The 20,826-nt window shown below is 73.1% G+C and carries 23 protein-coding genes; 16 read left to right on the top strand and 7 right to left on the bottom strand.

The features are described from left to right. Position 1: 1 nt before the first annotated feature. Entirely contained in the window at positions 2-1,417 is a 1,416-nt protein-coding gene (locus AWC30_RS12885; RefSeq protein ID WP_085110622.1) for a flotillin family protein, read from the bottom strand. 20 nt (positions 1,418-1,437) lie between these two features. After that, entirely contained in the window at positions 1,438-1,938 is a 501-nt protein-coding gene (locus AWC30_RS12880; RefSeq protein WP_085110621.1) for a hypothetical protein, read from the bottom strand. Positions 1,939-2,192: 254 nt separating this feature from the next. Here AWC30_RS12880 and infA point away from each other — a divergent pair, with 254 nt between their 5' ends. The 8 genes from infA (at position 2,193) to truA (ending at position 6,904) form a co-directional block, all read left to right on the top strand. Continuing rightward, the gene (infA, locus tag AWC30_RS12875; RefSeq protein WP_066851228.1) at positions 2,193-2,414 is read left to right on the top strand and encodes a translation initiation factor IF-1; all 222 of its coding nucleotides are present in this window, start codon (positions 2,193-2,195) and stop codon (positions 2,412-2,414) included. Between the two features lie 30 nt (positions 2,415-2,444). Beyond that, on the top strand, positions 2,445-2,558 hold the full coding sequence (gene rpmJ, locus AWC30_RS12870) for a 50S ribosomal protein L36 (protein WP_003879483.1): 114 nt from the start codon (positions 2,445-2,447) through the stop codon (positions 2,556-2,558). A 144-nt stretch (positions 2,559-2,702) separates the two neighbouring features. Then, positions 2,703-3,077, top strand: coding sequence for a 30S ribosomal protein S13 (rpsM, locus tag AWC30_RS12865; protein ID WP_085110619.1), 375 nt, complete (start codon positions 2,703-2,705; stop codon positions 3,075-3,077). Between the two features lie 3 nt (positions 3,078-3,080). Continuing rightward, entirely contained in the window at positions 3,081-3,494 is a 414-nt protein-coding gene (gene rpsK / locus AWC30_RS12860; RefSeq protein ID WP_085110618.1) for a 30S ribosomal protein S11, read from the top strand. A 14-nt stretch (positions 3,495-3,508) separates the two neighbouring features. After that, entirely contained in the window at positions 3,509-4,114 is a 606-nt protein-coding gene (rpsD, locus tag AWC30_RS12855) for a 30S ribosomal protein S4 (RefSeq protein WP_085110617.1), read from the top strand. Positions 4,115-4,259: 145 nt separating this feature from the next. Next, positions 4,260-5,303: a DNA-directed RNA polymerase subunit alpha gene (locus AWC30_RS12850; RefSeq protein ID WP_085110616.1), complete on the top strand. Its 1,044-nt coding sequence runs from the start codon at positions 4,260-4,262 to the stop codon at positions 5,301-5,303. Between the two features lie 115 nt (positions 5,304-5,418). After that, on the top strand, positions 5,419-6,012 hold the full coding sequence (rplQ, locus tag AWC30_RS12845; RefSeq protein ID WP_109562055.1) for a 50S ribosomal protein L17: 594 nt from the start codon (positions 5,419-5,421) through the stop codon (positions 6,010-6,012). Positions 6,013-6,016: 4 nt separating this feature from the next. Further along, positions 6,017-6,904, top strand: a complete 888-nt coding sequence (gene truA, locus AWC30_RS12840; protein ID WP_109562054.1) for a tRNA pseudouridine(38-40) synthase TruA — start codon at positions 6,017-6,019, stop codon at positions 6,902-6,904. On the opposite strand, the gene AWC30_RS12835 is transcribed toward truA, so the two are convergent. Genes AWC30_RS12835 through AWC30_RS12825 form a run of 3 tightly spaced genes read right to left on the bottom strand, consistent with a single transcriptional unit; the run spans position 6,881 to position 8,920 of the window. Next, complete coding sequence (locus AWC30_RS12835) at positions 6,881-7,552, bottom strand: cutinase family protein (protein WP_085110614.1); 672 nt, start codon at positions 7,550-7,552, stop codon at positions 6,881-6,883. The genes truA and AWC30_RS12835 overlap by 24 nt on opposite strands. Positions 7,553-7,561: 9 nt before the next feature. Continuing rightward, the gene (locus AWC30_RS12830; protein WP_085110613.1) at positions 7,562-8,233 is read right to left on the bottom strand and encodes a cutinase family protein; all 672 of its coding nucleotides are present in this window, start codon (positions 8,231-8,233) and stop codon (positions 7,562-7,564) included. A 21-nt stretch (positions 8,234-8,254) separates the two neighbouring features. After that, on the bottom strand, positions 8,255-8,920 hold the full coding sequence (locus AWC30_RS12825; protein WP_372507123.1) for a cutinase family protein: 666 nt from the start codon (positions 8,918-8,920) through the stop codon (positions 8,255-8,257). Positions 8,921-9,117: 197 nt separating this feature from the next. Between AWC30_RS12825 and eccB the strand changes: the two genes are divergently transcribed. After that, entirely contained in the window at positions 9,118-10,197 is a 1,080-nt protein-coding gene (gene eccB / locus AWC30_RS12820; RefSeq protein WP_085110611.1) for a type VII secretion protein EccB, read from the top strand. On the opposite strand, the gene mycP is transcribed toward eccB, so the two are convergent. Both mycP and eccD read right to left on the bottom strand, forming a co-directional pair. Further along, on the bottom strand, positions 10,123-11,514 hold the full coding sequence (gene mycP / locus AWC30_RS12815; protein WP_420093271.1) for a type VII secretion-associated serine protease mycosin: 1,392 nt from the start codon (positions 11,512-11,514) through the stop codon (positions 10,123-10,125). The genes eccB and mycP overlap by 75 nt on opposite strands. Further along, complete coding sequence (gene eccD / locus AWC30_RS12810; RefSeq protein ID WP_085110610.1) at positions 11,511-12,821, bottom strand: type VII secretion integral membrane protein EccD; 1,311 nt, start codon at positions 12,819-12,821, stop codon at positions 11,511-11,513. The genes mycP and eccD overlap by 4 nt, the downstream gene beginning before the upstream one ends. Positions 12,822-12,981: 160 nt before the next feature. Between eccD and eccCb the strand changes: the two genes are divergently transcribed. The 7 genes from eccCb to glmM all read left to right on the top strand — a co-directional run bounded on the left by eccCb (position 12,982) and on the right by glmM (position 20,789). After that, the gene (gene eccCb / locus AWC30_RS12805) at positions 12,982-16,626 is read left to right on the top strand and encodes a type VII secretion protein EccCb (protein ID WP_085110609.1); all 3,645 of its coding nucleotides are present in this window, start codon (positions 12,982-12,984) and stop codon (positions 16,624-16,626) included. Further along, entirely contained in the window at positions 16,620-17,558 is a 939-nt protein-coding gene (locus tag AWC30_RS12800; RefSeq protein WP_109562053.1) for a type VII secretion-associated protein, read from the top strand. Before eccCb ends, AWC30_RS12800 begins: the two co-directional genes overlap by 7 nt. 123 nt (positions 17,559-17,681) lie before the next feature. Next, complete coding sequence (locus AWC30_RS12795; protein ID WP_085110607.1) at positions 17,682-17,999, top strand: WXG100 family type VII secretion target; 318 nt, start codon at positions 17,682-17,684, stop codon at positions 17,997-17,999. A 14-nt stretch (positions 18,000-18,013) separates the two neighbouring features. Continuing rightward, a complete protein-coding gene (locus AWC30_RS12790) occupies positions 18,014-18,310 on the top strand; it encodes a WXG100 family type VII secretion target (RefSeq protein ID WP_085110606.1) in 297 nt (98 codons plus the stop codon). A 221-nt stretch (positions 18,311-18,531) separates the two neighbouring features. Continuing rightward, a complete protein-coding gene (rplM, locus tag AWC30_RS12785; protein ID WP_085110605.1) occupies positions 18,532-18,975 on the top strand; it encodes a 50S ribosomal protein L13 in 444 nt (147 codons plus the stop codon). A gap of 20 nt (positions 18,976-18,995) precedes the next feature. Next, positions 18,996-19,451: a 30S ribosomal protein S9 gene (rpsI, locus tag AWC30_RS12780; RefSeq protein ID WP_085110655.1), complete on the top strand. Its 456-nt coding sequence runs from the start codon at positions 18,996-18,998 to the stop codon at positions 19,449-19,451. Positions 19,452-19,457: 6 nt separating this feature from the next. Next, on the top strand, positions 19,458-20,789 hold the full coding sequence (glmM, locus tag AWC30_RS12775) for a phosphoglucosamine mutase (RefSeq protein WP_085110604.1): 1,332 nt from the start codon (positions 19,458-19,460) through the stop codon (positions 20,787-20,789). The last annotated feature ends 37 nt before the right edge of the window (positions 20,790-20,826 follow it).

Raw genomic sequence — 20,826 nt, 5'->3', positions numbered from 1 at the left:
GCTACTCGGTGGCCGCGACCGGCTGCGAGTTCGCGGTGGGTGCGGGCGGGGCGGCGGGCCGGTTGAGCATCGCCGCCACATCGATGCCGGCGGACTTCAGGCTCTCCAGCACCTTGGCCAGGTTCAGCGGGCTGATGCCGAGCAGGCCGCCGAGTGCGTCGCGGGCGTCGCCGGCGCCGCCGATGATCGACAGCCGTTCGATGTCGCCGAGCGGGGACGCGGCCGCCTCGGTGGCCTGCACCACCGAGGACAGCACGTCGGGCAGCATCGACAGCCGGGCCGCCTCGGCGGTGTAACTGTTCAGGGCCTCGGCGATCCGCTTCTTGCCTGCGGCCTCGGCGACCAGCCTGGCCTGAATGCCGTCGGCCTCGGCCTGCTGCTCCACCCGCAGCGCGTCGGCGAGTTCCTTCTTGCCCGCGGCCTCGGCCTCGGCGGCCAGGATCGCGGCCTTCCGCTGCCCCTCGGCGCGGGCGATGTCGGCTTGGCGCTGCGCCTCGGCGGGGGCGATCACGTCGGCCTGCAGGGCGGCCTGGGCCTGTTCGGCGCGGCGCTGCTCCACCTCGATGCGGGCCTGCACCCGGGCGGCCTCGGCCTGCTCGACGGCGATCCCGACGTCCTTCTCGGCGCGGGCGTGCGCCAGCGGGCCGGCCTCGGCGTTCTCCGCCTCGGTCTGGGCGCGCAGCCGGGCCAGTTCGACGTCGCGCTTCTGGTTGGCGGCCGCGATCGCGGTGTCGGCTTGCGCCTGGGCCACCGAGCCCTCCTGGCGGGCCTTGGCGGACTGGATCTGCGCGTCGCGTTCGGCCTCGGCGGTCCCGATGGTGGCGTCGCGCTTGACCTCGGCGATGCGGCGCTGACCCAGCGACTCCAGATAGCCGTTGTAGTCGGAGATCCCGGCGATCTTGAGCACGTCGACCTCCATGCCGATGCGGGCCAGGTCGGTTCCCGCCTCCTCGACCACGTTGCGGGCCAGGGTGTCCCGGTTGGAGTTGAGGTCCTCGACGGTCATCGTGGCGGTGATCCCACGCAGGCTGCCGGCCAGGATCTCGTTGATCTGCCGCTGCAGTTCCTCGAGGTTGGAGGTCAGGAAGCGCTGCACGGCGGTCTGCACCGCCTCGTCGGCCGAGCCGATGCGGACCAGCCCGACGGCCTCGACGTTGACCGGCACACCGTTGTTGGACAGCGCGTTCTGCAGGTTGATGCTGACGTTGAACGGCTCCAGGCTCATGATGTCGACCCGTTCGATGCCCGGCATCCGGAACCGGGCGCCGCCGCGGACCACCTTGGGTTGGCCTCGGCCGGTGAACACCGCCACCTCGTTGGGCGGCACCTTGATGTAGTTCCTCACGTAGATGAGCGGCAGCCCGACCAGCAGCAGCAGGGCCGCGAGGGCGATGACGACGATCAGCAGCAACGACATGGTGGACCTTTCCGGGGTGATCAGGATTCGGGGACGGCGACGACGTGGACGAAGTCGGTGTCCACATCGGCGATGTAGACGCGGGTGGATTTGGTCAGCGGATCGGTTTCGGCGCTGACGGCGCGGGACCGCACCCGGTTGCCGTCGGCGTCGACGAAGGCGACCTCGCCCCAGCCGTCGACGGGCACGTCGAGGGTGACCGTGCCCAGCAACCCGATGTAGGAGGCCCGGCCCCGCTGCGAGTTGCCCTGCTGGCTGCGCAGGTAGGGCAGCACGACGACCTGCAGGACCACCAGCAGCGCCACGCCACTGGCCGCGGCCACGACCGCGGTGGCCACCGTGCCCAGCCCGGCGGCGGTGCCCACCGAGCCGCCGGTGCCCGCGCCGAGCAACGCCGCGGACAGGCTGGTCAGGCTGAGCAGGGGCATCCCGTCGGCGCCGGCGTCGATGTCGGTGAGCAGCAGGGCGGTCAGCACGCCGACCGCGCCGACGGCGAACACCGCGAGGTAGACAGCGCTCATGTGCCTCCCTTCCGCCGGGCCGGCAGCCGGGTGCCGCCTGGTAAAACGATCCTCGCAGCCCACGGCGGGGGGCCGGCGCACGATTTTGGCGCGCGGCGCCGATGCGGGTATCGTGGACCGGCGGTGCGGCATCCGCGCCGGCTCGTTGCGTGCCCTGTTCTGGAATTCCGTGGAATTTCCAACCACCAGCTCACGTCGTGGAGTCGACGCCGCCGTGCCTCAGTGCACCAAACATGGAGGATTGCCGGAGAGACATGGCCAAAAAGGACGGCGCCATCGAGGTCGAGGGCCGCGTGGTCGAGCCGCTGCCCAATGCGATGTTTCGCATTGAGTTGGAGAACGGACACCGGGTGCTCGCGCACATCAGTGGGAAGATGCGCCAGCACTACATCCGGATCCTGCCCGAGGACCGGGTGGTGGTGGAGTTGTCGCCCTACGACCTGAGTCGTGGCCGCATCGTTTACCGGTACAAGTAACAACCCAGCGAGAACAGGATTACAACAGCCGTGAAGGTGAACCCGAGCGTCAAGCCGATCTGCGACAAATGCAGGGTGATCCGCCGGCATGGGCGGGTCATGGTGATCTGCTCCGATCCGCGCCACAAGCAGCGGCAAGGCTGACCGGCGGAACAACTGAATGCAGACCTCCCAGTACCAGTGAGCGGATAGGCCGCCCACGACACGTCCGGAAGGAGGCCGGACCCCGGAGCAGTCGGCCGGGACGGGCTGGGACCAGACCTCCGAACAGGAAGAGGAACGCCACCCATGGCACGACTAGTGGGCGTCGATCTGCCGCGTGACAAGCGGATGGAGATCGCGCTGACCTACATCTACGGCGTCGGCCGCACCCGGTCGAACGAGATCCTGGCCGCGACCGGGATCGACAAGGACCTGCGCAGCAAGGACCTCACCGACGACCAGCTGAGCAAGCTGCGCGACTACATCGAGGGCAACCTCAAGGTCGAGGGTGACCTGCGCCGCGAGGTGCAGGCCGACATCCGCCGCAAAATCGAGATCGGCTGCTACCAGGGGCTGCGGCACCGCCGTGGCCTGCCGGTGCGCGGCCAGCGGACCAAGACCAACGCGCGCACCCGCAAGGGCCCCAAGCGCACCATCGCCGGCAAGAAGAAGGCCAGGTAACCCATGCCCGCCAAGAAAGCCACCACCGGGGCGAAGAAGGGTCAGAAGACCCGCCGTCGGGAAAAGAAGAACGTCCCGCACGGTGCCGCCCACATCAAGAGCACCTTCAACAACACGATCGTGACGATCACCGACCCGCAGGGCAACGTGCTGGCCTGGGCGTCGTCGGGCCACGTCGGCTTCAAGGGTTCGCGTAAGTCGACCCCGTTCGCCGCGCAGCTCGCCGCCGAGAACGCCGCACGCAAGGCCCAGGAGCACGGTGTGCGCAAGGTCGACGTGTTCGTCAAGGGTCCCGGCTCGGGCCGGGAGACCGCGATCCGGTCCCTGCAGGCCGCCGGCCTGGAAGTCGGCGCGATTTCCGATGTCACCCCGCAGCCGCACAACGGTTGCCGTCCGCCCAAGCGGCGCCGGGTCTAGGAGGACAGGACACCATGGCTCGTTACACCGGACCCGCGACCCGCAAGTCGCGTCGCCTCGGCGTCGATCTCATCGGCGGCGACCAGGCGTTCGAGAAGCGCCCCTACCCGCCCGGCCAGCACGGCCGGGCCCGGGTCAAGGAGAGCGAATACCGGCTGCAGCTGCAGGAGAAGCAGAAGGCCCGCTTCACCTACGGCGTGATGGAGAAGCAGTTCCGTCGCTACTACGAGGAGGCGGCCGCCCGCGCCGCCAAGACCGGCGACGAACTGCTGAAGATCCTGGAGAGCCGGCTGGACAACGTCGTCTACCGGGCCGGCCTGGCCCGGACCCGGCGGATGGCCCGCCAGCTGGTCAGCCACGGCCACTTCACCGTCAACGGGGTCAAGGTCGATATCCCCAGCTACCGGGTGTCGCAGTACGACATCATCGACGTGCGGGAGAAGTCGCTGAACACCCTGCCGTTCCAGATCGCGCGGGAGACCGCCGGCGAGCGCCCCATCCCGGCCTGGCTGCAGGTGGTCGGCGAGCGGCAGCGCATCCTGGTCCACCAGCTGCCGGAGCGGGCGCAGATCGACGTGCCGCTCACCGAGCAGCTGATCGTCGAGTTCTACTCGAAGTAGCAGTACCGCCCGCGCCAGGTCGGTGCGGGCGGCCCGCGGTCCCCGCGGGCGCGGCGGACGTCCCCGACGACGGAAGCCGCGCAAGCGGGCGGGCGCGGAACCAACCGGCATCAAATAGCGGGTGCCGAGAAGGAGAAGGAAACACATGCTGATCTCTCAGCGTCCCACCCTGTCCGAAGAGGTCATCGCCGACAACCGGTCCCGGTTCATCATCGAGCCGCTGGAGCCCGGCTTCGGCTACACGCTGGGCAACTCGCTGCGGCGCACCCTGCTGTCCTCGATCCCGGGTGCCGCGGTCACCAGCATCCGCATCGACGGGGTGCTGCACGAGTTCACCACCGTGCCCGGCGTCAAAGAGGACGTCACCGACATCATCTTGAACATCAAGGGCCTGGTCGTCTCCTCCGAGGAGGACGAGCCGGTCACCATGTACCTGCGCAAGCAGGGCCCGGGTGAGGTCACCGCCGCCGACATCGTGCCGCCGGCCGGGGTCGCCGTGCACAACCCGGACATGCACATCGCGACCCTGAACGACAAGGGCAAGCTCGAGGTCGAGCTCGTCGTCGAGCGGGGCCGCGGCTACGTGCCGGCCGTGCAGAACAAGGCGTCGGGTGCCGAGATCGGCCGGATCCCGGTCGACTCGATCTACTCGCCGGTGCTCAAGGTCACCTACAAGGTGGAGGCCACCCGTGTCGAGCAGCGCACCGACTTCGACAAGCTGATCCTCGACGTGGAGACCAAGAACTCCCTCACCGCCCGGGACGCGCTGGCCTCGGCCGGCAAGACCCTGGTCGAGCTGTTCGGGCTGGCCCGGGAGCTGAACGTGGAGGCCGAGGGCATCGAGATCGGGCCGTCGCCGGCCGAAGCCGACCACATCGCGTCGTTCGCGCTGCCGATCGACGACCTGGACCTGACCGTGCGCTCCTACAACTGCCTCAAGCGGGAGGGCGTGCACACCGTCGGCGAGCTGGTCGCCCGCACCGAGTCCGACCTGCTCGACATCCGCAACTTCGGCCAGAAGTCGATCGACGAGGTGAAGGTCAAGCTGCACCAGCTGGGCCTGGCCCTCAAGGACAGCCCGGCCAGCTTCGACCCGTCGGAGGTCGCCGGCTACGACGTCGCCAGCGGCACCTGGAACGCCGAGGGCGGGTACGACGACCAGGACTACGCCGAAACCGAGCAGCTGTAACGGCCGTCCGGTGCCGAAGCGGCCGCGCAGCGGCAGCCGAGGAGCCGGACACACCGAAGAAGTCCGTCCCGGCCCTACCTGATACGGGGGTCGGCCCCATATAGGAGAAGTCCCCATGCCCAAGCCCACGAAGGGGCCCCGCCTCGGCGGATCCTCTGCCCACCAGAAGGCGATCCTGGCGAACCTGGCCACGTCGCTGTTCGAGCACGGCCGGATCCGGACCACCGAGGCCAAGGCGCGGGCGTTGCGGCCGTACGCGGAGAAGCTGATCACCCACGCCAAGAAGGGCACGCTGCACAACCGGCGTGAGGTGCTGAAGAAGATCCGCGACAAGGACATCGTGCACGTGCTGTTCGCCGAGATCGGTCCGCACTTCGCCGACCGCAACGGCGGCTACACCCGCATCATCAAGCTGGAGGCGCGCAAGGGCGACAACGCGCCGATGGCCGTGATCGAGCTGGTGCAGGAGAAGACGGTGACCTCCGAGGCGGAGCGCGCGCAGCGGGCCGCCGCCAAGCAGGCCGCCAAGGCCAAGGCTGAGTCGAAGCCCAAGGCCGAGGCTGAGTCTGAGTCCGGGTCCGAGGTCGAACCGAAGGCCGAGCCGGAAGCGGACGCCACCGCCGAGGTTGAGCCCCAGGGTGAGGCCCAGGACGAGGCGGAAGCCGCGGCCGAGGCCACCGACTCGGCCGACGAGGCCGACAACTCCTGATCGGGTGAACGACGGGCCGTCGACCCGGCTGCGTCTCGACATCGCCTATGACGGCACGGATTTCGCCGGCTGGGCGGCGCAGGCGGGCCGGCGCACGGTCGCCGGCGTCCTGGAGGACGCCCTGTCGACGGTGTTCCGCACCCCGCTGCGCCTGTACGGGGCGGGGCGCACCGACAGCGGCGTGCACGCCGACGGACAGGTCGCCCACGTCGACGTGCCCACCGCGGCGCTGAGCTTCGCCTACCCGCGGCACCCCCGGCCGGACCAGCCGGAATTCCTGCCCCTGCTGCGCCGGCTGGCCCGCTTCCTGCCCACCGACGTGCGGGTGCGCCGCATCACCCGAGCCCCGGCCGGGTTCGACGCCCGGTTCGCCGCCCTGCGCAGGCACTACCGCTACCGGTTGACCACCGCGGCGCACGGGGCCGACCCGCTGCAGGCGCGCTACATCACCGCCTGGCCCCGCGAGCTGGACGTGGCGGCGATGACGGCGGCAGCCCAGCCCCTGCTCGGCCTGCACGACTTCGCCGCGTTCTGCCGGTACCGCCCCGGCGCCACCACGATCCGCGAACTGCAGCGGCTGGACTGGCACCGGGACGGGGACCTGGTCAGCGCCGACGTCAGCGCCGACGCGTTCTGCTGGTCGATGGTGCGCTCACTGGTCGGAGCGCTGCTGGCGGTCGGCGAGGGCCGCCGCACGGCGCAGTGGTGCGCCGAGCTGCTGACCGAGTCGAAGCGCTCCAGCGCGTTCGCCGCCGCCCCGGCGCACGGACTGACCCTGGTCGGCGTGGACTACCCACCCGATGACGAGCTGATCGCCCGCACCGCCGTCACCCGCGAGCTGCGCGACCCGGCAGACCTGGCCGACGGGTCAGCGGGAACTGGGTGCTGCTGAGCGCAGCTTGCCCGCCACGAAGTTCGCCGCCTGTTGGGCCATGCCGGCGTCGAGGTAGGCGCCGGCCAGGTGATCGGGCCAGTTGTTGCGCCAGGTCTTGGGGTCGGCCGGGTTGCAGATCGGGTCGGCGCCGTGACACAACTCGATCGTGCGGTCGCGGTAGGCGGGGCTGAAGGTGGTGATCGGGCCGAGCCAGTTGCTGCCGTTGCCGAACAGGGCGACCGCAGCGATGTGCGACGACGCGGCCGGCGGCAGCGGGTCGTTCCACCCGAAGAACGACGTCGGCGCCGCGAGCACCAGGTCGGTCACCGCCGCACCCAGCGAGTAGCCACCGAGCACCAGCCGGGTGTTCGGGCAGTTGGCCAGCATGTACTGCACCCGGCGGCTCATGTCGTTGGCGCCGGGTACCACGTCGGTGTCGGCGGCGTAGCGCACCGGGTAGAGCCCGATGTCGGTGTCGGGCAACGCGGTACGCAGCGCCTCGACCATGGCGGCACCGATCCGGCCCGGCCCGGCCGGTTCCAGCCGGCCGCGGGCGAAGATCACCTCGGCCTGCGAACAACCGGCGGCCGACGCCGACGGGGCGGGCACGACCGGCAATGTCAGGGCGGCGAGTACCGCCAGGACCGCTGCGATGGCCCGCCCCACGGTCGTCGCCTACACGCGAGCGGCGACGAAGGAGGCGGCCTGGTTGGCCAGGTCGGGAACGTAGCCGGAGTGCGCGTCGAAGTCGTCACCGGTCGAACAGACCGGGTCGCCGGCGGCGCACAGGTCGATGGTGCGGTTGCCGTAGACCGGGCTGTTGGTCAGCGGCTGGCCCAGCTTGGCCGACGGGTTGCCGAACACCGCGATCGCCGCGACGTGCGCGTCGGTGCCCGGCGGAAGCGGCGCCGAGAAGCCCAGGCCCGGGACCGGGGAGGCGGCGATCACGTCGATCACCGCGGCGCCCTGGGAGTAGCCGCCGAGCACGATGCGGGTGTCGGGGCAGTTGTTGACGGTGCCCTGCACGTGGGCGCTGGCGTCGTTGGCGCCGTCGGCGGCGGCCATGAAGTCGTAGCTCGCCGGGTAGTTGACCGCGTACACGCCGACAGAGCGGCCGCCGACCTGGTTCTTCAATGCGCTGACGAACGCGTTGCCGACCCGCCCGACGCCGGGGGAGTCGTTTGTGCCGCGCGCGAACACCACCTCGATGTCGGAGCAGGCGGCGGACGCGGTCGCCAACATGCCGGTGAGCGGGGTGACGGCCACGGTGGCCGTCATCAGGGCAGCGGGGGCGGCCAGCGCCACGGTGCGACGCAGACCGGTTCGGAGGCTTTTCACCCCGCCCATCCTAGCGCATTGTTAGTGAATCTAATTGATGAACCCTTCGGGGCGCAGGTGCTGCGACTGCCCGAGCAGGCCTGCCACGAAGCCGGCGGCCTGGTTGGTGTAGACGGGGATGTAACCGTCGGTGTGGTCCTGCCAGTCGTTGCCCTCACCCTCGTGGCAGATCGGGTCGCCGGGGTTGCACAGGTCGATCGCCTTGCCGGCGAACAGTGGGCTGCGGCTGGAGATCGGGCCGCCCATCCGGTTGGCGGCGTTGCCGAAGACGGCGACCGCCGCGACCTGGTCGGCGTACTCGGCGGGCAGCGCGCTGCCCCAGCTGATCCCGGCCACCGGCACCCCGCTGACGATGTCCATCACGCTGGCCCCCTGGGAGTAGCCGCCGAGCACCAGTTTGGTGTCCGGGCAGGTCTCCGCCATGTGCTTGACCCGGTTGATCGTGTCGTTGGCGCCGTCACCGCCACCGAGTTGCAGCCGGCCCGCCGGATAGTTGACCGGGTAGACGCCGATGCTCTGGCTGGTCTGGTTCTTCAACGCGTCCACGAACGCCGCGCCGACCCGGCCGATACCGGCCGGCTCACTGGTGCCCCGGGCGAAGATCACCTCCACGTCGGTGCAATCGTCGGCGGCGGCGGTGGGCAGCGCCGACGGGGTGACCAGCAGGGCGCCCGCGGTCACCGTCGCGGCGGCCAGCGGCCCCAGCCAGCGGGCGAACCGCCCGGCCTGTCGATGCTGTCGAGGTCGGCCGGGGCGCCGAAGCGGCGCGAAAACGTGGGTACTCACAGGGCGATGATACCGACCTGCCTCGGCCGCGGACCGGGTCCGGGGGCTGTGGATAACGGTCGGCGGGCACCGCCACCGACCCCTACGGTGAACCGCGGAGGGCACCGATGCCGACGGACCGGGTCACGCCGCTGCAGCTGAACGCGCATCGCTACCGGCTGCGCCGGCTCGACAGCGCGCTGCGCACCGGCACCGCGCGCGGGGTGGCGCCGCGGCGTCCGTTGACCGCGGGTGCGGTGGTGGCGGCGCTGATCGGGGTCGCGGCCGTCGTCCTGGCCGTCCTGCACCCGCGACCGGGCGTCGGCGAGGCCGGCCTGGTGGTGGGCCGCGACACCGGTGCCCTCTATGTGCGGGTCGGATCGACCTGGCATCCGGTGCTCAACCTCGCCTCGGCGCGGCTGATCGCCGGCGCGCCGGCCGGGCCGCGGCCGGTGCCCGAGGCAGCGCTGGCCGGACTCACCGGCGGTCCACTGCTGGGTATCCCCGGCGCCCCGCAGACCCTCGGGGAGCCGCTGGCGGAGCCGAACTGGACCGTCTGCGACAGCACCGAGGCGACGGCACCCGGCGGACGCCGCACCGGGGTGGCGGTCGGCGGGGCCGACCCGCCCGGGCCGCCGATCCCGGACGGGCTGGTGGTCACCACCGGCGGCGGCGCACCGCGCTTCCTGCTGCGGGACGGCCGGCGCAGCCGGCTGCCGGACCGCGGGCCACCGGTTGACGGGGCGGTCCGCACCGTCTCGGCGCTGCTGCTCAACACGGTTCCGGAGGAATCCGCGGTCGCTGCGCCGCAACCCGGCCCGGCCACCTCGCCGGCCACGCTGTGCGTGACCTGGCAGGCGGGCGCGATCACGGTGAGCGGGGGAGAGCGGCCGTCGCTGCCCGACCGGGGCCAACCGGTGCCGCTGGCGCAGGCCGACGGCCCCGGGCCCGCGCTCGACGCGGTGTGGCTGCCGCCGGGCCGCAGCGGGTATGTCCGCTGTTCCGGCGCGGGCGGGACCGGCTACCTGATCACCGAGACCGGGGTGCGCTTCCCGGTCGCCGACGCCGCCGCAGCGGGTGATCTGGGGCTGCCTGCCGAGCCGGCGGCGGCGCCGTGCCCGCTGCTGACGGCGTTACCGGTCGGGCCGGTGCTCAGCCGGGAGGCCGCCGCCACCGCCCACGACGCCGTGGTTTCCCCGCCGCGCTGACCGCAGCACGGTGGCCACCGCGAGCACCACGAGACAGGCCGCCGCCCCGGTCAGCGCGGTGTGACCGGCGCGGTTCGGCGTCGACCGGCCCGCCGACGTCTCGGCGGGCGCCGCGGGTGTCGCGGCCGACTCGGCAGCCGACACCCGGGTCGGGGCGACGGGATTCCCCGGGTTGTCGAGCTCGTCGACGGCGAGGGCGGCGACCGGGTCGACGACGCCGTGACCCACCACCGGGTTCCATCCGCCGGGTGCGGGGCGGGCGGTGTCGCAGATGCGGGCCATCACCTGCCGGGCGCTCCAGTGCGGGAATCGGGCCCGGAGCAGCGCCGCCACCCCGCTGACCACCGGGGCCGCATAACTGGTGCCGTGGATCGGGGTGGGGCCGCCGGGGCCGGGCAGGGCCGCCACCAGTGCCTCGCCGGCGGGATCCAGCGACACCACCGCCTCGCCCGGCGCGGCGACGTCCACCCACGGCCCGGGCAGCGTGAACGCCGAGGGCCGGCCCTCCGGGTCGACCGACCCCACCGCCAGCACGTAGTCGTCGTACCAGGCCGGGCTGACCGCCACCGCGCTGGTCTGCCAGGTGGCGTCGGCCGGCTGGCGGGCACATCCGCCGGTCGCCTCGGTGTTGCCCGCGGCGGCGACCACCACCGCGTCCTTGACGGTCACGGCGTAGGCCAGTGCGGCGCCCAGCGCCCGGTCGTCGAGGGCTTCGCCGGCGGGCCGGCACGCCACCGCGGAGATGTTGATCACCGCGGCGCCCAGGTCGGCGGCGGTGCGCACCGCTCGGGCCAGGGTGTCGACGTCGCCGACACCGGGCCGCGTCGGGTCGGCGGCAGGCGCGAACACGGTGCTGGCCTGCCGGATCCCGATCAGGCTCGCCGCAGGCGCCACCCCGGCGAACCGGTCGGCGGCCGGGTCGGGGGACGCCGCGATGATCCCGGCCACCAGCGTGCCGTGGGCATCGCAGTCCTGGTCACCGGCGCCGGTGCCGACGTAATCCCCGCCCGGGGTCAGGTCGGCCAACCGCCGGTGCGGGCTCACCCCGGTGTCGATCACCGCGACCCGCACCCCCTCGCCGCGCGACGACGCCCAGGCCGCCGCCAGGTTCAGCCCATCCAGCTGGGTGGGGCCGGCGGGCACCGGTTCGGCGACCGGCGCCACGCAGACCAGGCGCTGCACGGTGGGTTGCGGCGGGGCCGGCGGGGCCGGGGCCGGAAGCCACCGGTCGTCGGCGTGCGGCGGGGCGAGGGCCTGCGCCGGCGGACCGCAGATCACCAGCGCGGCCACCGCCAGCAACACCCGCAGCGCCTTCACCGGGCGGCAACCAGATCGGCGACCATCGGGTAGCAGCCGGTCAGCCACACCGCCAGCGGCACCAGCGCCGCCGCGGCCAGATAGTCGACCAGATCGGCGCAGCGCCGGATGCCGGGCCAGTGGGCACCCGCGGACAGGTCGGCGCCCGCGATCATCGCCGCACCCACCAGCACCGCCGACCCGAGGCAGGCCCACACCGGGTCGGCGGCGAGCAGGGCGGCGGCCGTGAAGGCCACGACGAGGGTCGCGACACCGCAGCCCAGCAACACCGCCGTGCGGGCCGGGTCGCTCTGATCGCGCGCCCGCAGCACCATCAGCACCCCGAACAGCGCGGTGAACCCGGCCGTCAGCCAGCACGGCGAATCGGCGGCCACCGCGGCCGCGCCCAGGCTGCCTGCGACCGCAGCGCCGGTCACCAAAGCGGTCAGCTGTGCCCCGGCCCGCGACGCCGCAACCCGCTGCCGGGCGCCGGTGTCGGTGGCGGCCAGCCCCGAGACCGTCGTCGCCACCCGGGCGGCGGCCGCGATGACGGCCACCCCGACCACCGCCGCGATCGCGCCGAGCACCCGCGGGGTCGCACCGGTGATCAGGCCCGCCAGCGCCGCCGCCGCGACGAGCAACCCCAGCCACGACACCGCCGGGAACACGACCGCGCCGCAGCCGGTGAGCGTCCGCGCCGACGCGGCCACCGCCGTGCCGGCCATCGCCGCGAGAAGCACGTTGCCCGGACCCGGCCCCTCCGGAACGGCCAGATAGCCGCCGACCGCCGCGTAGCCGCAGGACACCAGCCCGCAGGCGAGCGTGGTGAGCGGAGCGCGGCCGAACCGGGGCAGGACGGTGGCGGCGGCCAATGCGGTCCCGCTCACGGCGGCCGCCGCGGCCGCCGCCGTGGCTGCGCCCGCGGTTCCGGCAGTGCGCACGGTCAGCAGGGCGCCGGCACCGGCCAGCGCCCCGGCGGCCACCGCGGCGCCGCTCCGGGTGGCCGACGCCGACCAGGGCCGGTGCTGCGCGCACACCGCCTCCGCCGGATCGTGGGTGCGGATCACCGGCTCGGGGACCGGACATCGGGACAGCAACAGCAGTGCGCCATCGTGAACCCGCTGCTGCGACAACGGCATCGACAGGTCCAGCTCCGCTCCTGCCGCCCGAGTCAGTCGGTAGCCGCCCACCGGTTGCGGAATCCCGGTCAGCTCCACCAGCGACGGCAGCCACTCGGCGACCGCCACCACGGCTGGCACGGTGACGTCGACCGTCACCCCCTCGCCCCGGACCGCGACCCGGCGCACCGCTGGTTCGTTCTGGTGCATCCGACCGCTCCTCGACTCGCTCCCGCCGGTACCCCCGGCGGCAGATGATGCGGCGAACGCTAGCGCGGCTCGGCCGACCGCGATTTCAGTTATCCACAACCGAGTTGCCGGTGCCTGCCGGTGTTTCTAGCGTGGCTTGCACCGTCGAACCAGGACTGCGATGACTCACCAAGAATCCAGCGCCGCAGCACGATTCCGGCCGCCGCACCCGTCGGCGCCGGAGCAGTTGAGCATCGCCGCGCCGCCCGCCGTGCCGGCCGGGCACGCGACGGCCGCCCGACTGCTCCCGGCTGCAGGGGCGGTGCTGTCGGTGGCGGTGACCGTGCTGCTGTGGCGATCCGGAACCGGTCTGCGCAGCCCGACGATGCTGCTGCTGCCCGCCGGGCTGCTGCTCTCCGGCGGCGCTGGTGCCCTGCTCGGCGGCCGGCGCGGCGAACTGGACACAGCCCGCGACACCTACCTGCACTACCTGTCCGGGTTGGGTGACCAGGCCGCCGCGAGCGGCGCGGCGCAGCACCGGGCACTGACCTGGCGGCATCCCGACCCGGCCACGCTGTGGACCCTGGTCGGCACGACCCGGATGTGGGCGCCCACCGGCGGCGGCCTCTCGGTGCGTATCGGGTGCGCCACCCAACCGGCGCGGCTGCGACTGCTCGCCCCGGCCGCCGATCCCGCCCGCCCCGCCGACCCGGTGACCGTCGGCGCGGTGCACCGCCTGGTCTCCGCGACCGACAGCGTCGCCGATCTGCCGGTGGCACTGGAACTCCCGCCGCGGACGGCGTTGAGCGGCGACACCGCCGCCGCCCGCGGCCTGCTGCGCGCAATCATCTGCGGCCTCGCGGTGCCATACGGCCCGGATGTCCTTCAGATCACCGCGATCGCCGTCGCCGACACCGGCGGGCACTGGGACTGGCTGAAATGGCTGCCGCACCACACCCCCGGACCGGTCGAGCGGGCCACCCGAGCCACCGCGGCCACCCGGCTGCTGGTGATACTCGACGGGGCCGCAGCCGCGGGCCTTCCCACCGGTGACGGGGTGACGGTCTGCGCCGTCGGCGCGGCGAGCACACCGGTCGACCTCGAGTTGCACCTGGGCGCCCAGGAGGTCGCTGTGCGGGCCGGCGCCGGCGGCGATGCGCGCCAGCCCGCGGAACTGCGGGGACCGGTCCGGCCGGACCGGCTCAGCGTCGCCGCCGCCACGGCCTGCGCCCGCCGCCTGGCCGCTCACCGAAACACCGCCGCGTCCCACCGGCGGGACTGGACCGCGCTGATCGGCATCGACGACCTGCGGACCTGGGACCCGGTCCGGCAGTGGCGGGCGCGGCCCGCCCGGGAGACGTTGCGGGCGCCGATCGGAACCACCGTGGCCGGCGCCCCGGTCCACATCGATCTCAACGAACCCGCCGAAGGCGGGATCGGGCCGCACGGGCTGTGTATCGGCGCGACCGGCTCGGGGAAATCCGAACTGCTGCGCACGCTGGTGCTGAGCCTGCTGGCCCGCCACCGCCCGGAGGAACTGAACCTGGTTCTGGTCGACTTCAAGGGCGGGGCCACCTTCGCCGAGATGAAACCCGCCCGGCACGTCGCCGCCGTCGTCACGAACCTCGCCGCGGACGCCGCCCTGGTGCACCGGCTGCGCGAGGCGCTCACCGGCGAACTGACCCGGCGTCAGGAGTTGCTGCGCGCCGCGGGCAACCTGGGCGGTTTCACCGCCTACCGGCAGGCGCGACGCAGCGGCGCCCGGGTGCCGCCGATGGCGCGCCTGCTCATCGTCATCGACGAGTTCTCCGAAATGCTCAGCCAGCACCCCGATTTCGCCGAGGTGTTCGCCGCCGTTGGGCGGCTCGGCCGGTCACTGGGCGTGCACCTGCTGCTGGCCAGTCAACGACTCGAGGAGGGCCGGCTGCGGGGGCTGGAATCGCACCTGTCCTACCGGATCTGCCTGCGGACCCTCTCCGACGGCGACTCCCGGGCCGTACTAGGCGTCCCGGCCGCCCACCAACTGCCCGCCGAGCCGGGCGGCGGTTACCTGAGCACCGGCGCCGGGGAGCTCATCCGGTTCCAGACCGCCTTCGTCTCCGCGCCGCTGCCCCCACCGGCGACGGAAGCGACCTCGGCGGTCCGGCGGTTCACCGCGGCGGCAGCCCCTCTTCAGGCGTCCCCGGCCGGCCCGACCGTGTTGCACGCGGTGCTCCAGCGGATGGGCGGGATCGGTGCAGCGGCGCACCGGATCTGGTTGCCACCGCTGGGCCGCCCGCCAGCGCTGAGCGCTCTGCTCGCCGCGACCGGCCCGCGCCGCGGCACGCTGCGCGTCCCGGTCGGTGTGGTCGACCGCCCGTTTCAGCAGCGCCGCACACCGCTGCTGGCCGAACTCGACGGAGCGGCAGGCAACGTCGCGGTGGTGGGCGGTCCGCAGTCCGGCAAATCCACCGCGCTGTGCACCCTGATCGACGCCCTCGCGGCCTGCCACGATCCGCATCAAGTGCAGTTCTACTGCCTGGATCTGGGCGGCGGCGCACTGTCCGCGGTGCGCGGTCTGGCGCACGTGGGGGCGGTGGCCGGCCGCGCCGGAACCGAGTTGGCGAGGTGCATCGTCGCCGAACTGGAGGAGATCGTGGCCGATCGAGCCGCCCGGTTCGCCGAACACACCATCACGTCGATGGCGCACTACCGGCGGCTACGGGCCGCCGCCGATCCCTGTTGCGCCGCAGATCGATACGGCGACGTGTTCCTGGTCATCGACGACTGGGCCGGTATCCGACGGGAGTTCGCCGCCCTGGAGGAGCCGATCACCGCGCTGGCCGCCCGGGGGCTGTCGGTGGGGGTGCATGTGGCGCTGTCGGCTGCGCGGTGGGCGGAGATCCGCCCCGGGCTGCACGACCAACTCGGCACCCGGCTGGAACTGCGCCTCGGCGACCCGGCCGAATCGGAGGTCGGCCGCGCGGCGGCGACCGAGGTGCCCGCCGACCGGCCCGGGCGGGGCCTGACCCGCGACGGCCTGCACATGCTGATCGCGACACCGGAACCACCGCCCGCCCGCCCCGACGACGCGGCAGCTCCGCCGATCCGGCCGCTGCCGACCATGATCGAGGCGGCCGCGCTGATCACCGCCGCCACCGCCGCACGCCCGGCGCTCGGCCTCGCCGAGCGTGCCGGCACCCCGGTGACCCTGGATTTCAGCACCCGCCCGCACCTGCTGATCCTGGGCGGCGACGAGTGCGGCAAAACCGCGACCCTGCGCCTGCTCTGCCGGGAGATCGTGCGGACGCACACCGCCGGGCAGGCGCGGCTGCTGCTCGTCGACCCGCGCCGCAGCCTGCTCGGAGTGGTCGAATCGCCCCATCTGGCCGGCTATCCCATCGGCGCCGCCGGGATCGGCACAGCCCTGGACGACCTGACCGCGGTGCTCTCCGACCGGCTGCCGCCCGCGCAGCCCAGCCAGCGCCAACTGCGGGACCGATCCTGGTGGAGCGGACCCGACTACTACCTGATCATCGACGACTACGACCTGATCCCGGCCGGAGCCCCGGCCGGGCTGCTCGACGTGTTGCCGCACGCCCGCGACATCGGATTGCACCTGATCGTGGCGCGCCGCAGCGGGGGCGCGACCCGCGCGCTCTACGAGCCGCTGCTGGGCGCGCTGCGCGACCACGGCTGCCCGACGCTGGTGATGGGCGGCGACCCCGACGACGGGCCACTGATCGGAGCGGTCCGCGCCGAGCCGCGGCCACCCGGACGCGGCGTGCTGGTCACCCGGCCGGGCGACGAACGGCCGGTGCAGGTGGCCTGGAGCCCGCCGTGCTGACCACGGTGGCCGCCGGCCGTGCTCGCCTGCGGCTGCTGGCCGGGGCCGCCCCGCCGGCCCCGGTGGTCATCGAGATCACCGGACAGGCCGTCACGCTCACCGACACAGCGGGAACCGACCCGGCGGGCCCGGCCGCCGCCGTCACCTATCCCCGCGACCGGCCGAACCTCGCGACGATCGTCGCCGAAGCGGCCGCCGCGCGGGCCGCGCCGCGCGGCGCGGCGGTGGTGGTGGACGCCCCCGGCGACGTCGCCGGGACGACGGCACTGGCCGCGCTGATCACCGACCGGCTGACCGTCGCCGGGACGCTGCTCGCCGTCGTCGTCGACGACGCACGGCGGCGCCGGCTGGCCGCGGCGATCCCGGCCACGCCACCGGATGCACCCGTCCGGAAACCGAGCCGGCGCATCCGGGTGCTCGCCGGGGCCGTCACCGCCGTCGCGGCGCTGGCGCTGCCCGCCGCGCTTCCGGCCCCGGGAACGCGGAAACCGGCGCCGTCACCGCCGGTGGCCACCCTGGTCGAGGGCCGGGTGGCGCTCACCGTGCCGGCCGGCTGGCAGCCGCGCCGGGTCACCGGCGGGCCGGGCTCGGCGCGCCTCGAGGTGGTCTCCCCGGCCGATCCGCAACTGCGGGTGCACCTCACCCAGGCGCCCGCCGCGCAACGCTCCCTGCCCGCGGTCGCCGACGTCCTGCGCGCCGCGATCGACGGCGAGCCGGCCGCGGTGTTCGTCGACTTCACGCCGGCCGGTGAGCGGGCCGGCCGGGCGGCGGTGACCTACCGGGAGCTCCGTGCGGACCACGAGGTGTCCTGGGCGGTGCTGCTGGACGGGCCGGTACGCATCGGCGTCGGCTGCCAGCACCGCCCCGGCGACGAAGAACCCATCCGGGCCGCGTGCGACCTGGCGATCCGATCGGCGCACACGGTGAATTGAACCCCGGCCCGCCCCGGCGAAAAATGGGGAACCCGACCGCGGGGGCGCGGGTCCAACAAGAAGCGTCCACCACGAGAGCCGTCCCATCCGACGGCAGCGACGAGAGAGCGAGCGGAGATCCCGATGAGCACCGATCCCACCCTCACCGTCGACCTGGAGTTGATGCGTGCGGTCGCCGCGGGCACCGACCGGGTCAACGACGAGCTGCGCGCCACCCTGCACGCCTTCATCACCCGAATGGCCGGGGTGCCCGCCTCGGTGTGGTCCGGCAGCGCCGCGCTGCGCTTCCAGTCGGTGATCGACCGCTGGAACGACGAGGCGCGGCAACTGCACCGCGCGCTGCACGAGATCGCCCAGACCATCCGTGCGAACGAACGCGCCCTGCGGGCCGCGGCCGACCACCACGCCCAACGGGTCGCCGCCGCCGGCGGGCGACTGTGAGAGCGGAGACCACGATGGAACACGTCCTGTCCTACCGCTTCGACGCGATGGACGACCTCATCCGCCGCGACATCCAGGCCACCTCGGCGCGGATCGCCGGCGCGTTGCAGGACCTGAGCAGGCAGATCGCGCCGCTGCTGCAGACCTGGACCCGCGAAGCCGCCACCGCCTACCGCGACGAGCAGCACCGTTGGCACCGGGCGGCCGCCGCGCTCAACGACATCCTGGTCGAGCTGGGCAACGCGGTACGGGACGGGGCCGGCGAGCTGGCCCACACCGACCGGCAGGCGGCGAATTCCTGGCGCCGCTGACCGGGGAGCATGGTGTGGCCCCGATGTTGGGGAGCGGCCGGGGCCACACCGTCACCCCGATTTTGACCAGCGCGGACAGCGGCCGGTAAGCTCCTTCGCTGGCGTGCGGTCAGCACGGATCCTCGGGTCGATGTCGGTCGCCGAGACCATCCTCGCCGCTCACGCCGGACCGGCACCCGGGGCACCCCGGGATCAACCCGAGAGAAAGTCGAGTAAGCGCTGTGCCCACTTACACGCCGAAGGCCGGTGACACCACGCGCGCGTGGCATGTCATCGACGCCACTGACGTGGTGCTCGGCCGGCTGGCCTCCGCGGCGGCGACGCTGCTGCGCGGCAAGCACAAGCCGACGTTCACGCCGAACGTCGACGGTGGCGACTTCGTCATCGTCATCAACGCCGACAAGGTCGCCATCAGCAGCGACAAGCCCAAGCGCACGCTGGTCTACCGGCACTCGGGTTACCCGGGCGGGCTGCGCAAGCGCACCGTCGCCGACCTGATGGACAAACACCCCGAGCGGGTCGTGGAGAAGGCGATCGTCGGGATGCTGCCGAAGAACCGGCTGGGCCGCCAGATCAAGACCAAGCTGCGCGTCTACGCCGGGCCCGAGCACCCGCACGCCGCCCAGCAGCCGGTTCCGTACGAGATCAAGCAGGTGACCCAGTGACCGAGCCGACCAACCAGCCGGTGGCCGACAACCCCGAAACCCAGCCCGCCGAGACCGCCGCCGACACCCCGCGCGAGCCGGTCGTGATCGAGGGCCTCATCCAGACCGTGGGCCGGCGCAAGGAAGCCGTCGCCCGGGTTCGCCTGGTGCCCGGCACCGGCAAGTTCGAACTCGACGGCAGATCGCTGGAGAACTACTTCCCCAACAAGGTCCACCAGCAGCAGATCAAGGCGCCGCTGGTGGCCGTGGACCGCGCCGACAGCGTGGACATCTACGCCCACCTCGACGGCGGCGGCCCGTCCGGCCAGGCCGGCGCGCTGCGCCTGGCCATCGCCCGGGCGCTGATCCTGGTCTCCCCGGAGGACCGGCCGGTGCTGAAGAAGGCCGGCTTCCTCACCCGTGACCCGCGGGAGATCGAACGCAAGAAGTACGGCTTGAAGAAGGCCCGCAAGGCGCCGCAGTACAGCAAGCGCTGACCTGCCATGGGTCGCCTTTTCGGCACCGACGGTGTCCGTGGGGTCGCCAACCGCGAACTGACCGCGGAACTCGCACTGGCTCTCGGAGCCGCCGCCGCCCACCAGTTGGCCGTCACCGACGGCCGGCCGGTGGCGGTGGTGGGCCGCGACCCGCGGGCCAGCGGCGAGATGCTCGAAGCCGCCGTCATCGCCGGTCTGACCAGCCAGGGTGTCGACACCCTGCGGGTCGGGGTGCTGCCCACCCCGGCGGTGGCCTACCTCACCGACGCCTACGACGCCGCGCTCGGCGTGATGATCTCCGCTTCGCACAACCCGATGCCCGACAACGGCATCAAGATCTTCGGCGCGGGCGGGCAGAAGCTCGACGACGCCGCCGAGGACCGTATCGAGGAGCAGGTGGCGGCCGGACCCGGGTTGCGGCCGGTCGGTGCGCAGGTGGGCCGGGTCCGGGACGCGGCCGACGCGATGGACCGCTACCTCGGCCGGGTCGCCGCGGCGGCCACCGCCGACCTGAGCGGTCTGACCGTGGTCGTGGACTGCTCGCACGGCGCGGCGTCGGTGGCCGCCCCGCGCGCCTACCACGCCGCCGGGGCGAAGGTCGTCGCGATCAACGCCGACCCCGACGGGCTCAACATCAACGACCGATGCGGATCGACCCACCTGGACCCGCTGCGCGACGCGGTGCGCGAGCACGACGCCGACCTGGGCATCGCCCACGACGGTGACGCCGACCGCTGCTTGGCCGTGGACGCCACCGGCGCCGTGGTCGACGGCGACGCGATCATGGCGGTGCTGGCCCTGGCGATGCAGGAAGCCGGCACGCTGGCCGCGGACACCCTGGTCGCCACCGTGATGAGCAACCTGGGCCTGCACCTGGCGATGCGCGACGCCGGAATCACCGTGCGCACCACCGCCGTCGGCGACCGCTACGTCCTCGAGGAACTGCGGGCCGGCGGCTACAGCCTCGGCGGTGAACAATCCGGGCACATCGTGCTGCCCGGGTTGGTCAGCACCGGTGACGGCATCATCACCGGGTTGAGCCTGATGTCGCGGATGGCGCAGACCGGCGCCGCGCTGGCCGAGCTGGCGGCCGCGATGCGCACCCTGCCACAGGTGCTGATCAACGTCGAGGTGGCCGACAAGGCCACCGTCGCGGCCGCCCCGGCGGTCCGTGACGCGGTCGAGGAGGCCGAGGGCGAACTCGGGGAGACCGGGCGGATCCTGTTGCGGCCCTCCGGAACCGAACAACTGGTGCGGGTCATGGTGGAGGCGGCCGACGAGGACACCGCCCACCGCGTCGCCGGCCGGGTCGCCGACGTCGTCGCCGCCCAGCACTGACCGGGAACCGCACGCGGCGCGCGGCGGTCCTACCGGT

The sequence above is a fragment of the Mycolicibacillus trivialis genome, from assembly GCF_002102395.1.
GTDB lineage: Bacteria > Actinomycetota > Actinomycetes > Mycobacteriales > Mycobacteriaceae > Mycobacterium > Mycobacterium triviale.
This window is presented reverse-complemented; position numbering and strand designations above follow the sequence as displayed.